The sequence below is a fragment of the Clostridium sp. UBA7791 genome, from assembly GCF_002480755.1.
GTDB classification, from domain to species: domain Bacteria; phylum Bacillota; class Clostridia; order Clostridiales; family Clostridiaceae; genus Clostridium_J; species Clostridium_J sulfidigenes.
This window is the reverse complement of sequence record NZ_DLCT01000003.1, coordinates 560279-573412: the sequence shown is the minus strand read 5'-3', so window position 1 is coordinate 573412 and position 13134 is coordinate 560279. Positions and strand designations below refer to the sequence as shown.

General features: G+C 27.1%; 18 protein-coding genes. 1 reads left to right on the top strand and 17 read right to left on the bottom strand.

Features of this window, described 5'->3' with window-relative positions; genetic code table 11:
• Positions 1 to 9 precede the first annotated feature (9 nt).
• The 16 genes from B3Z56_RS04295 to B3Z56_RS04220 all read right to left on the bottom strand — a co-directional run bounded on the left by B3Z56_RS04295 (position 10) and on the right by B3Z56_RS04220 (position 10362).
• Entirely contained in the window at positions 10 to 783 is a 774-nt protein-coding gene (locus tag B3Z56_RS04295) for a class I SAM-dependent methyltransferase (RefSeq protein WP_346877939.1), read from the bottom strand.
• 39 nt (positions 784 to 822) lie between these two features.
• Positions 823 to 951, bottom strand: coding sequence for a hypothetical protein (locus B3Z56_RS04290; RefSeq protein ID WP_346878311.1), 129 nt, complete (start codon positions 949 to 951; stop codon positions 823 to 825).
• Positions 938 to 1423: a hypothetical protein gene (locus B3Z56_RS04285; protein WP_346878310.1), complete on the bottom strand. Its 486-nt coding sequence runs from the start codon at positions 1421 to 1423 to the stop codon at positions 938 to 940. Before B3Z56_RS04285 ends, B3Z56_RS04290 begins: the two co-directional genes overlap by 14 nt.
• 53 nt (positions 1424 to 1476) lie before the next feature.
• Positions 1477 to 1971, bottom strand: a complete 495-nt coding sequence (locus B3Z56_RS04280) for a hypothetical protein (RefSeq protein ID WP_346877941.1) — start codon at positions 1969 to 1971, stop codon at positions 1477 to 1479.
• Positions 1972 to 2260: 289 nt separating this feature from the next.
• Entirely contained in the window at positions 2261 to 2584 is a 324-nt protein-coding gene (locus B3Z56_RS04275) for a hypothetical protein (RefSeq protein WP_346878309.1), read from the bottom strand.
• Between the two features lie 42 nt (positions 2585 to 2626).
• Complete coding sequence (locus tag B3Z56_RS04270) at positions 2627 to 2944, bottom strand: hypothetical protein (RefSeq protein WP_346877943.1); 318 nt, start codon at positions 2942 to 2944, stop codon at positions 2627 to 2629.
• A 55-nt stretch (positions 2945 to 2999) separates the two neighbouring features.
• Positions 3000 to 3503, bottom strand: coding sequence for a YcxB family protein (locus B3Z56_RS04265; RefSeq protein WP_346877944.1), 504 nt, complete (start codon positions 3501 to 3503; stop codon positions 3000 to 3002).
• 247 nt (positions 3504 to 3750) lie between these two features.
• On the bottom strand, positions 3751 to 4044 hold the full coding sequence (locus tag B3Z56_RS04260; RefSeq protein WP_346877945.1) for a GNAT family N-acetyltransferase: 294 nt from the start codon (positions 4042 to 4044) through the stop codon (positions 3751 to 3753).
• Between the two features lie 38 nt (positions 4045 to 4082).
• Positions 4083 to 4898 (bottom strand): class I SAM-dependent methyltransferase, encoded by an 816-nt coding sequence (locus tag B3Z56_RS04255; protein WP_346878308.1) that lies wholly within the window; start codon positions 4896 to 4898, stop codon positions 4083 to 4085.
• A 68-nt stretch (positions 4899 to 4966) separates the two neighbouring features.
• Positions 4967 to 5503: a flavodoxin domain-containing protein gene (locus B3Z56_RS04250; protein WP_346878307.1), complete on the bottom strand. Its 537-nt coding sequence runs from the start codon at positions 5501 to 5503 to the stop codon at positions 4967 to 4969.
• Between the two features lie 35 nt (positions 5504 to 5538).
• The gene (locus tag B3Z56_RS04245; RefSeq protein WP_346878306.1) at positions 5539 to 6207 is read right to left on the bottom strand and encodes a hypothetical protein; all 669 of its coding nucleotides are present in this window, start codon (positions 6205 to 6207) and stop codon (positions 5539 to 5541) included.
• Positions 6208 to 6392: 185 nt separating this feature from the next.
• A complete protein-coding gene (locus tag B3Z56_RS04240; protein ID WP_346849070.1) occupies positions 6393 to 6857 on the bottom strand; it encodes a pyridoxamine 5'-phosphate oxidase family protein in 465 nt (154 codons plus the stop codon).
• A 119-nt stretch (positions 6858 to 6976) separates the two neighbouring features.
• Positions 6977 to 8251: a MerR family transcriptional regulator gene (locus B3Z56_RS04235; RefSeq protein WP_346877948.1), complete on the bottom strand. Its 1275-nt coding sequence runs from the start codon at positions 8249 to 8251 to the stop codon at positions 6977 to 6979.
• Between the two features lie 432 nt (positions 8252 to 8683).
• Complete coding sequence (locus tag B3Z56_RS04230) at positions 8684 to 9313, bottom strand: site-2 protease family protein (RefSeq protein ID WP_346877949.1); 630 nt, start codon at positions 9311 to 9313, stop codon at positions 8684 to 8686.
• 202 nt (positions 9314 to 9515) lie between these two features.
• A complete protein-coding gene (locus B3Z56_RS04225; protein ID WP_346877950.1) occupies positions 9516 to 9767 on the bottom strand; it encodes a hypothetical protein in 252 nt (83 codons plus the stop codon).
• A 13-nt stretch (positions 9768 to 9780) separates the two neighbouring features.
• Positions 9781 to 10362 carry a hypothetical protein gene (locus B3Z56_RS04220; RefSeq protein WP_346878305.1) on the bottom strand — a complete coding sequence of 194 codons (582 nt, stop codon included), beginning with the start codon at positions 10360 to 10362 and terminating at the stop codon, positions 9781 to 9783.
• A 497-nt stretch (positions 10363 to 10859) separates the two neighbouring features.
• Here B3Z56_RS04220 and B3Z56_RS04215 point away from each other — a divergent pair, with 497 nt between their 5' ends.
• Positions 10860 to 11396 carry a nitroreductase family protein gene (locus B3Z56_RS04215; RefSeq protein WP_346878304.1) on the top strand — a complete coding sequence of 179 codons (537 nt, stop codon included), beginning with the start codon at positions 10860 to 10862 and terminating at the stop codon, positions 11394 to 11396.
• Positions 11397 to 11459: 63 nt separating this feature from the next.
• Here B3Z56_RS04215 and B3Z56_RS04210 read toward each other — a convergent pair whose 3' ends face one another.
• Positions 11460 to 12881 carry a hypothetical protein gene (locus tag B3Z56_RS04210; protein ID WP_346878303.1) on the bottom strand — a complete coding sequence of 474 codons (1422 nt, stop codon included), beginning with the start codon at positions 12879 to 12881 and terminating at the stop codon, positions 11460 to 11462.
• Between the last annotated feature and the right edge of the window lie 253 nt (positions 12882 to 13134).

Genomic DNA, 13134 nt, shown 5'->3' with positions numbered 1-13134 from the left:
TTATGTAAACTACTTCATTTTGCAGTAGTATACTACTGTTTCATAATCAAAAATCAATGTCCCATTTTTATTATACTTTTTAAATAGAAGTTCAAGTTCCGTAATCATATAATTGAATTTTGGGTCTTCTTCATTTGGAATATACGAATAAGATACTAAATCCCCTTTTAATCTTTCCAAATTATACACTTGAGGATTAGAAAATATTTCTTTATCGATTGTTTTTAAACCAAAGAATTTGGGTAAATCCGTATTAAGTGAATTCCCCCCCTCACGTTCTGAGTATTTTTCAATTAGTTCCATATATTCATTCATAAATTTGCTATTGCTAAATTTTCTTCTATTATTGATAATTACTACGAACCCGCCAGGTTTTAATATTCTGAGAAATTCTTTTTTTGTAGCTTCTGGTTCAAACCAATGGAATGCTTGTCCTGATGTAATTATATCTACTGATTCTGATTCCAACTTTGTATATTCAGAAGATGCATCTATTGAATGAAAATTTGTGTAATTAATTAGATACTTCTCTCCAGCGTACCTCATTTCTGCATTAGGTTCAATGCCGTATACTTCGTTTCCATTATCCAAAAATAATTTAGCAGAGATTCCTGTTCCAGAGCCAATATCAGCAATAATTGCTTCTTTAGTTAAGCCAATTGATGTATTTAGAAACCCTATTATTTCATTAGGATAGTTAGGTCTATATTTTGCATAGTTTTCTACTCGACTACTAAATCTACCTTTAGGATTAAGTTCTGTTAAATTCATAATACCCTCCAAATTAAAAAATTTAATGTTTCCTTGTAAATTTTACTTGTATTATAACTCCCTATCATCAAATACTTTTATGATAGAATTTTCCTTTTTTGCATCAATATTTATAGGAACATGTTCTTTATCAATTATGTCTTCATAGTTAATGTCAGAAAAACAATTAATACCTTTCACATTTATTCACTCCTAATTGAACTCTATAAGTATTCCTTATTTCATATTTCCAAATTTTTATATTAACTCTATTCTTAATATAATCATCTATAATCTTAATATCCTTAATATCCTTCTCTCTTCCTAATTGTGCCTTCTGCTTTTTTATACTTTCTAAACTTCCTACAGGTAATCCATCAATAAACACTATTTCATCTACGAACCAATTTTCTAGTATTTCTATTGTATTATTTATCTGAACAATTCTTGAGTTATCTTTTTCTAATGTGTACTTACAACCTTTTTTTACAAATAGCTCAACTAAGTTTGTAGTACCCCCTAAATCAATATCATTTGTGGTTTCTTTAACACCATGAATTACTAAACCTGCACCAGAGGTTATCCAATATTCATTTAAAGGTAATTCCATGTCTTTAATCATTTTAATTATGTCTTCTTTTCCTAACATCTTAATCCCCTTAACTACATTCATTTTCATCTAATTTCTAATACTCTATAATCCATTATAAATTTCAATTAGTAACTTTATATTATCCCTATGATATGGACTATTGCCCCTGATAATAAAGCAACAATAGTGCCAATTACTATTCCTATAACAGCACCCTTTATGTGATGCCAGGGATTCTTATATTCTTTATCCATATCCTCAGTTCCAGGTATTCTTGTTCTTTTACTGTGACAAAAAAGTCCAATATCTAATACTATCATATCGTAAATATTCACCACAAAAAATAATATAAAAACGTGGATATATGCAGACTTAAAGTTTTTTGCACCAGAGTAATATGCCACTACAGCAAGAACAATTGCAAAAATCAATACTGCAATTAATTTAACTGATAAATGTCTTTTTTCTTCAACTTTAATAACATATTTATACTGAGGCAGATTTTCTACCCTATCTATAATTTCTTTAGGGTAAGACATAATATGCTTAATAGGGTCTTTATAAAGAGAAGGTAATATAATTAGCGTGAAAACTGCACAGGAAATAACACATTCTATAAATAAAATCATATTTTATCCCTCCTTCAAAATGAAAATAACTATAACATAACATATTTTTAGCTTTTATTATTTTTATGTTCTTCAATCTACAAAGCGTTGATATAACTATCATTAAGCCTCCTAGATATAAATAAAATTTTATAAACATATAATTATTTTTTTCAAAAATAATTTTCAAGAATTAAACTTTTCTTATGTCAACCAGAAATATATTTTATTTTCTTGCAGGATCATCCATATAAACTTTTTTTACAATCCCACTACCACTATTATCAGGAGTATAAAATTTTATTTTAAATCAATAGTCATTTCCCTCAACTATCTCGTCATATTGCTCTGATGTTAATATTAGTGTGCTATCAATAGGTTTTAAAGGATATATATAATCATGATATTTTAATGTGAATTGATTATTTTCTTTTTCTTTATATGCATAAGGATTTTTATATTTTTCATATTTAGCTATATCTTCCTTGTTATTGACATCAACAATTTTTATAGCAGATGTATAGGTTATTGTTTTTGGTTTTTCCCAAATCATATATCCAAAGAATGCCAATACTCCTACAAAAACCATTGCTATTAGTAATAACTTAATTCTAATTTTTGAATCTGATTTCATTCCTTTAACCTCCCAATTATTTACTTATATATTGTGAATTCATTAACTTTTGTTTAGCAGCCTTATAATGCCTCCAGTAATTAGTATAATACTTATGGTTATTATCACCACATTATTAAATATAGTTTCAATGCTAAAATTCTTAACTAAACTAAATATTATTGGTATTGCAAATATAACTCCTATTATTAACATAATTATAGGAGACTTTAATATATTCTTCATAGGTAATGGTGCTTTGCCTGAGCCAATAAAATAACCATGATTATTAGCGTTCTTTTGCCACTCATTTATCTCCTCTACTTGGTTTTCTAATGGATTTAACTTTGATTCATTATTTTTATTATTAATAATTTTCACCCCCTATTAAATCTAGATAAAAGAATGAAATTTATGCTCCTTCGACATTAGTATTTTATTCAATAAGTCCTTTTTCCTTTATAAACAATTTAAATTTATCAATATCTCCATTTATAAAACCGTTTTTACTAAGAATTATATTTTGTTTTTCTATCATCAATGAAAATAGATTTTCTGTTTCTAATACTTTAGTAATTTGACTATACTCTAATGTTAAATTAGACCTAAATGTAATAATATCTATTTTTTCATCGTAAAAATTTAACGTTATTTCCACTGATTCACCATATACCCCTTTAAAGTTTTTATAACTCTCTTTTAATTTTAAAGTATACCCTTTAAAAAACATAAAAAGGAAAAATACTGTAGATAAAAACATGGACACAGAAACCAAGTATACTCCATTTGTTATGAAGTTTATAACAGTAAAAAATGCAGATATAAGAAACATTAATAAAACAAAACTGCGATATTTCTTATTACATTCCTTATAATTTTCTTCTGAAAGCTCATTTATTACTTCTTTTGTAATTATTGTTTTATTTTCAAATATTGGCATCAATTCAACTCCTAACATTCCATTCTTTATTTTATCCCAAGTTTCTCAATCATTTTATTTATATTTTAATTATAACATTAATTTCAATATGATATATATACTTGTATATTAGTTAATTAATTCCTAAACAAAATAGAAAGCATTAATTTACTTAATGCCTTCTATCTCCATCTGTAACCTATTAAAATATTTTTCCATAAACTTAATTCTTTCTCTACCAATTTCTTTTGCTTTCTTTGTATATAACTTATCTTAAATTTTTACTTAACACTTCCGTTAAAGAACCATCATCTATTTCATATACCTTACATGATACAAAACCATTCTTTAATAATATTTTTCTAGATGCTATGTTATTAGGATCTATCATTCCTATAACTTGTTGTATACTCTTCATTTCTTCAGCTTTATTTAATAATTCCCTTAGAATCTCACTTCCATATCCCATTCCCCAATACTCAAGGAGCAGTAAATACTCAACCTCAGCCTCGGTAAAATCATCCTGAGAAAGAATTTTTTCAAAATATATTCTCTTAGCCATATTTACCACTCCTTGTCTATATTATTAAGCTAATATATTTATTTTTCTCCAAATGCATATATCACTGACATATTAAAATGAAGCCCGTCACCTTTGCCGAAACTTTCTAGTCCTTGAAATATGTCTTTTTTAAACTCTTCAAATACATAACAACCCAAATCTTCTATTTTTTCAAATATTCCTCTAACTGCATTGGTGCACATTTCTTGCCACCATTCCTCTTTATCCTTATACACAACATCTGTACTTTCTTCATGAACTTTAACATTTTTAAAACCTGACTCATCTAATATTTTTTTCACATCCACTACTGTATCAAACTTTGGAATATCTGGCTTTCTATCTTTATTTTCTTTCTGTATGTTCGTAGGTAAATATTTATTAACTATTTCAGTTAACCACTTTTGATCTTCCTGTTTACCCCATATACTAAATCCTACTCGTCCTCCATTTTTTAGTACCCCTAGTATTCCATTTAATCTATTTTCACTAAGTAAAAGATATCCTATTCCAAATCCACAAATAACATTATCAAATGAATCTTTTTTAAAGTTTAAATTCTGAGCATTCATATTTTTAACTTCCGCATTACATATTTTATTATTTAAAATATCTTTATGAGTTTCACTTACCATAACTTCTGAATTATCTATACCTACAGCATATCCATCTGTACCTATTTTATCTATTGCAGCAAATAATGAAGCACCTCTACCCATTCCAATATCTAACACTTTAGCTCCTTTGTTAATACTTGAAAGTTCAACTAATCTATCTCCAAAACTATTCCAATACTTAGGTCCAACTTTTCCAAAATCAACGGCAACCTTGTCCCATATTGTTACTAACTTCATTTTACTCCTCCAGTTATATTCCTCTATTGCTCCTTTATAAACATATCACCATATTATTTTGTAATACTCTATAATCCATTACAAAATTCAATTAATAGCTTGATTGATGATTTATCTGTAAAATCTACTACTTTACCATAGGTTTCAAGCATCATTTTTGCTTCATCATCCATTTTATCCTCAGGCATTTTACTTACTTTCTTTTTTAATAAAGCCATCATATATTTGTGGATAAAACCAAGATTTTTATAATCAATAGCACCTCTAAAATGATATAATTTAATCCTATCCTGCATTTCCTTTGTAAGATTCTTGTTAATAACAGGGATATATTGATTAGTGTTACTTGGATCAGCAAGTCCTACAGTAAATACAACTAAATTTTTATCTTTTAGCTTATCAAAGGCTTTAGTAATTAATGAAACACCCAGTATTCCACTTGCATAAAGACCGCCTCCATAAATAATAGTAGAATAATTTTGCATATCCGCTACATCAATTTTAGATGCCTCAAAAATATCCGCATCAAGTTCAGTAGCAATCCATTCTGCATATTTTTTTGTTGAACCATATTTTGATTTGTATATAACAACTGTTTTATTCATGTATTTCCTCCTATGATTTTATATGATAATTTACTTTATTTAATTATATTAGGCATATCCACATTAGTATTATCTATAATTAAATCTACAAAGGAATAAGGGTTATCAATCTTTTCATATAATTTATATGCTGGAACATACCTATCATTATATTGGTTTAATAACATTTTCAAGTTAACATTCTTAAATATATCTCTTTCAGAAGCACGTCTGAATTGTTCATCTATTTCAACTATAATCATAATACTATAATCATAATATTTCTTAAATTCATTTTTAAATATAAATATACCCTCAATTATGAGTATCCCTTCACTATCTAAGGAAACATCTAATTTTTTTGTATATTCATCCTCTAGTGTATCTAAAACAAAATCACTAAATTCTATTTTCCCTGTTATTCTGACTTTTTTTAAAATATCTCTTTCAAATTTTATATAGTCAAAGTTGTTATAATAGTGTTGTTCCCAACATGGTAATTCACCAGAATAGCGTATAGCTCTTTTATTACAGAAATCATCAATTGAAACCACTTCAGCTTTTACTCCTGACTTTATTAAAGAATCTTTAATATTTTGAGATAAAGTGGATTTTCCTGAACATCCTTGTCCATCAATTCCAACTATTAAGCATCTATCTTTTATCATTAATTTCTGAGTGATTAATTTTTCTACTATATACTCAGTTAATTCACTACACCTCAACCTTATTCCTCCATTTACTATAATTAGTAATATATATTCTAATTATAACATTAACTTCAATATAATGTATATTCAGCTCAATTTCTTTAATAATAAATATTAGCTAAATAGAAATGCTATGTTGTTCTCAACATAGCATTTTAATAATTAAGACTACACTCTTAATCTTAATTTCATTATTCTTATTATCCTCTTGATTTCCCAGTAATATGTTCTATTTTAATTTCTACTATTTTTGCACTATCTTGTGCTCTTTCAATATATCTTTTACCTTCTTCTATGAAGCTTTGAGAATATTTTTCAATAAATTTAAATAAAATATCTCTCTTTAACTCTCCAGTTAGTTCCTTCGCTTCTCCGAAAGCTATAATGCTTTTATATTTTGTACTAAACTTACCTGGTAACATTTCAGTATCCGTAACAATACAAAAGGATACTTTGTGATTTTTTTCAATATTATCAAGCTTATGCCCTTCTTTAGCACAATGAAAATAAATAGTGTTATCTTGATAAACATAACTTAATGGCACAGTATAAGGATAGCCATTTTCACTAACAGTTGCTAGAATTCCATATTCTCCATTAATTAAAATTTTTTCTATGTCTTCACCAAAAACTTCTCTATCCTTTTTTCTCATTTCTCTAAACATATACACAACTCCTTTAAATTTTCTTCATAATATTAACAGACTAAAAATACCTACACAAAACTACTAAAATAACTTTCCCCGGAAATAATTAAACCTTAATTATTTCCGACATTTTCAAATTACTTATTATCAATTATCCTCAAAAATCTATCTACATACCTTTGATCAAAGTCACATAGTTCATAATTTTCTTTAGATGATGTCTTTTCAGCCTTACCTGTGTCCATAAGAAGCTTATCAAATATTTCAAGTTCTAAATAAGTGTCTTCAAATTCACTATTAGCTTGATAAAAATTTACTTTATTACCATCATTAAAGAATACAGTATAATAAAATTCACCTGCTCCTTTTGGAAAAATGCCAAACTTCTTTCCATTAAATCCAGCTTCAACCTTAGAAATATCTTCATAGGAATAGGTTGTCCCCATTGGATTATAAAAACTATAGTCAGTAATCTTATTTTCTGTTACCACAGTAATGCCAGTAATGCACACATATAGTAGAATAATATTTATAATAATAGTTACAAATATATTCTTCTTTACAAAATTGCAAAAGTCTACAGTCCATTTTAACTCTATATTCTTTATTTTTTTATACACTCTTGATATTAAAAATGCAATTAATTCTATTTCATAGAAGAAGATAAAATAACTATATGGTGGTTTAAATATAAACATTAAATAACTCTTTGGTACAAATATAGCTTCTTGTAACGTCCCTATACCCACAAAAATTGAAATAGTTAAAACTATTGCAAGAATTGAAATTAAAAATACAGAGGCTGTACCTTTAGTCTTTTTATTAGGTTGCTTTAAATATTTTCTCCAAGTTAAAGTTAATATTACTGTACTAAATATTGCCATGATGCTATTAAGCCCTATAGAATCATAATTTTTATTAGTAATATTAAGCCAAAGCCACAATAATGGCCCACTAAGCATTAAAGTACCAAACAGTTGAGCTGTTAATGAAATTTCACTTAGCTCCTTAACTTCACCTAAAAATTCAGTGAATTCTTCACTTTTAATATATTCAAAGTCATCATGATAATAATCTAAATCTGCATTAGGATTTTTCTTTACTTCCTTTAATAAAACTTCAATAGTAAATTTCTTGCTTTGAATATCTAATTCACCTTTATTTAATTCTTCTAATTTTTCTTTTAAAATATTTTCTAATTGTAAGTCACCGTTTTTAAACTCTCTTATTTTAGAAATTGGGATTTCTAATTGTCTAAGAATTTTTATCCTTTTCAATTCCTTAATATTATCTTCATCATAATCCCTATATGTGTTTGAATTTCTTCTTACAGAAATTAAACCTTCACTCTCATAAAACCGAATTGTCTTAGCTGATAATCCTGTTAACAGTTCCGCATCTTTTATTTTCATCTATGGTCTCCTTTATGTGATTAATTATAAATATATTAAACACCTTACATCTACTGGAATGTCAATAACTTTAGCAAAAATACAAAATTTATCTATATATTATCAACTAATTTAACCATCAAAAGCCTCTAAAGCCCCATGGTGACAACAACTATTTAAATAGTTAACATTTTAAAATTTTATCTATATAACTTTTAAAAATTTAAAATAGGAAACTATGTAGATAGTTTCCTATGCATATATTCAATATAACTTTATCTTATCCTTCAATAAAATATAAGTCCAAAACTTACTTACAATCTTTTTAACTCTTAATTAAACTAATATAATTATTTTTCCTATTTATATATTTGACATTCTTCCAACGAATCCTTTTTTATATTTAAAAATCAGAAAACTTCTTTGTCTGATCTTAATTATAATGTAATTAAATTATACAACTAGCTTCACAATGCCCCAAATAATACTGTCTACTCCTCTTCTTGCCATGTCTAACGGAATATCTAAAAAATTAAACATTAATAATGCAATTATAATTAATTGACCATACCTTTCATACTTCATAAACTTAAAGTATTTCTCCTCTGGTAATAATGCTCCAATAATTTTAGCACCATCTAGTGGTGGAAATGGTATCAAATTAAACACGCCTAGCCCTATGTTAATTATATAAGTATAGTTAAGAAGATTGAATATGAACAAAATCACATCTCCACCATAACCTCCTGTGATTTTTAGAATTATTTCTATAACAAAAGCGCATATAAGAGCTATTAAAAAGTTCATCATAGGACCTGCTAATCCTACCAGTGCCATGCCCTTTCTTTTATCCTTATAGTAATACGGGTTTACTTGTACAGGTTTTGCCCATCCGAATCGAAAGAATAAAAGGCATAGTGTTCCTACTGGATCCAAATGTGCTAATGGATTTAGTGAAAGACGTCCCGTTACCTTTGGTGTTGGGTCTCCTAGTTTATAAGACACATAACCATGGGCAAATTCATGAAGAGATACTGCAATAAGAATAGCCGGTATAAGATAAATTAGTTCTTTTATATTCATAATTACTTTGCTCCTTTTGAATTCATATTTTACTACATATTGCTTCTTTATATAGTATATTATTATTTATTTGTTACATTTTCAATAAGTAATTTATTATGTTCACATATTGGTTTTATTTTAAGTAGGGCGCATACTTTATATAATTAAAAAAGTCCGAAATAAAAATAGAAGAATATCGAGTATTCTTCCATTTTATAACCTATTCTTTTTCTTTTAAAAATGATTTCAAGACTTCAATTGATTTCTCTGAATTTGTTATCTTATTCTTAATTAAATTTACTTCCTGTGATTTATCTTCTAAAAGCTTTAACTTTTCTTCGTATTGCTTATCAAATTCAGATGCATTATATGTTACTCTACCAGTTGTACCAATAGCAACTCCTATAATAATTCCTGTAATAATTACAAATGTTATGGCCAACTTTCTAAATAATGATCCTTTGTTTTCCATTAACCTACACCTCCTAATAACACTTAGAGCATGGAGTTAACCCTTGTGATTCTGCCGATTCTCTGGTTATATATGTGGCATTGTTAGGATTTGTGTTACCACAGTTATTAATTTTATGATACTTCTTACCTGTAGCAGTTCTCCACACCATTACTCCTATGGGTTCTTGATTTGCTACTGAATTCCCATTGTTTCCACTATTTTGACTTGCAGTGTTAGCAGATGCTACTTTTTCATCTTCTACTTTATCTATTTTTTCTTGTTCAGCCTTTGCTTTTGCAATTCTTTCAGCTTCTGCTTTCTCTAATCTTTCTTTCTCTGCTTTAGCTTCTTTTTCAACCTTTAAAATCTCTTCTTTTTTATTTTTAAGTTCAGTTTCTTTGCTAGCTAAGGTATTTAGATATACTTTACTTTCTTCTAATACCTTCTCTTGAGCATTAATTTTAGCAAGTATAACTTCATTTTTCTCATTTATTTTAGAAAACTCATATTTTGATATACTTCCCACAATTCCAAGACCAGAACCAATAAAAATACTAATTATAGCTAAAATTAAAACTTTTTTTATACTTACTGAGCTATCTTTAAACTTCAAAATTATCCCCCCATAATACCCATTCTGTTAAGTAATAAGTAGTATATTAAATATTAACCAATATTACAGATTTATTCTAACATCCAATTTAACTCATTTCAACCATATTATTATATAAAAGTTGACATATTCCAACATTAACTATTTATATATTTAATGAAAATATCAAGACTTTCAACAGTTCCTTGATTATATAGAAAAGCATAAAAATAAAATGTTTTTACCTGAACAAGATGTTATAAGTAGCTTGTACTCCTCTAAATCTAAAACTGCAGAATCTATAGTCATCACTTAGGGATATATATTTAGCTCTTTATAACATAAATCCTGAAAACTAATAAAAATTTCTTAGTTGCATGGCCTTGCTATACTATACTATACTATAATAGGTAATGAGATTATGTTTTTCTTAGATTTGGTAATTTAAAAAAGATTGATTATTTTATCTAAATTTTATGAAACTAAATATAAACAGAAAGATTAAAGGGTGTTTGATTATGGAATTTCAAAAGTGTATAGAAACAAGAAGAAGTATTCGTAACTTTAACTCAAAAGAAGTAAGTAATGATATTATAGAGGAGATAGTAAACACTGCTGCTTATGCTCCGTCTTGGAAAAATTCTCAAGTAACTCGTTACTATGCAATTAAAGACGCTAAAGTAAAAGATGCAATAATAGAAGCAATGCCCGACTTTAATAAACCTTCATGTAAAAGTGCTCCTGTTATTATAGTATCTAGTGTAGTTAAATTTAGATCTGGTTATACTCGTGATGGTGGCTTTGACTCTGCTAAGGGTGATGGTTGGCAAATGTATGATTGCGGATTATCTAACATGATTTTCTTATTAAAGGCTAAAGAACTAGGTCTAGGTACAGTTATTCTTGGCATCTTTGATGAAGAAAAGGTAGCTGAAATTGTTGGAATCCCTAATACAGAGGAAATTGTTTCAGTTATTCCTATTGGATATTATGATGAAGAAGTAGCAATGCCAAAACGTAAGTTTTCAGATACTATTTTAAAAGTAATAGAGTAATTATATGGAGGCTAACTCAAAATTCTGAGTTAGCCTTTTATTAAAATTATAAAATAATTAGTTTTAACTTGGATCAGGTATTCTACATAATCTTATTGGTCTGCTAGAACCATTATCTCCGCAACATACTTCCGTTACTCTTATTCTTACATCTTCTGTAACTCCCCTAATTTCTATTTCATAAGTATCTGGAATGTTACGGAAAATAACTTCCTTACATGAGCATGGTCCTACTGTTATACAAATAGTGCAAACCCTGCTTCTATCATTACATATATTTTTTCTGCGTATTTCTAATTCTACTGGGGTCCTAGAATTATTTCTTATATTAATAAATAAATTAGCTATTCTACATTCTCTTCTTACTCTACCAGTAGTTAAAGCAAACTTTCTTTTACAATTCATACAAGCTATTATACAGTCTAGTTTACATTGGATTTCTCTATTTCTAGCTTCTAATCTACATATGGTCTCCTTAACATTTCTTTCTATAGCTCTAACTTCTCTTTTTATCTCTGCCAATCCATAACGTGGATTTGTAATAATATTATAAACATCTTCAATGTCTGGTTCTTTATGATGACCACTATCCAAAACATTCAATTCACCGTCACCACTTTCTCTTTTAATATTGGATTCTTTTTGTTCCTCAACTGGTAAATCACCTTGACTATCAGTCATTATATCAGAAGAATTTGTTATATCCTTTAATTCAATGTTTTCTATGCTATCATTTTCTATTATATATTCCATACCATCACTTTCTCCTCTCATATATGTGAAGTATGATAGTGCTGATTTAATAACTAGAGGAAGAGTTTTATCATAATGACCTACATCTATATATAAACTATTTCCCTCAATTTTAAATTCACTAGCTACTTCTATATTTATTTCACTATAACTTTGATAAGCATTAGATTTTAGAACTGATAATTTACATTCTTTTATATTAACTTCTGCATTTTTATCTCTATCTAATTTAATGCGGTCTATACCTTCAAAAGTCATATTAATAATTTCTGGATTTGTTCCTTGCTGAAGTATAAATTTATAGTCTAGCTCCCCATTATTAAAATCAAAACATAAATCTATACCGTGATAAATTCCTTTATACCTTATTTGTGAATAAGTAGGTACATCTATAACTTCTTCATCAGGTACATCAAAATCAAAATAATTTTTCTTTTCATCACCTTCACCTTCTCCAATTATTTCAACATCAGGTAATGAATTCTTAAGTAATATCTTAAAAAAATTAATAGTTTCGGTATTCTTAGTTTCCTTTAATTGTTCTTCATCGTAATTAAGTGTTGTTACACTATTAGTATCTTTGAGCCCCATAATTATCTCATTTTTAAGAAACATTATAATATATCTATCATTAGTAACTGTATATTTTACATCTTTGTGATTCTGTCCATTATTAAATTCAAAGGGATAAATATTATTTGAATTTACTTTCTCATCCATATCATTTAACATTCTAAAACTCCTTCTTAATTCATTTAAAAGTTTATCATTATTAATGTATTCAAAAGGAATTTTATATGTGAAGCTAAATTCATGATTATGAGAAATTTTTATATTTATAATACTTCTAAAGTCTTAATTATAATTATTCAATTCTTTAATTATAAAAATAAATTGTTTGATATTAAATAATTCTATAATGTCAATGAACTTTTAATGCTTCAAAACTAATAATACCCTTTTTAGCTCCCTTATATTTCATTAT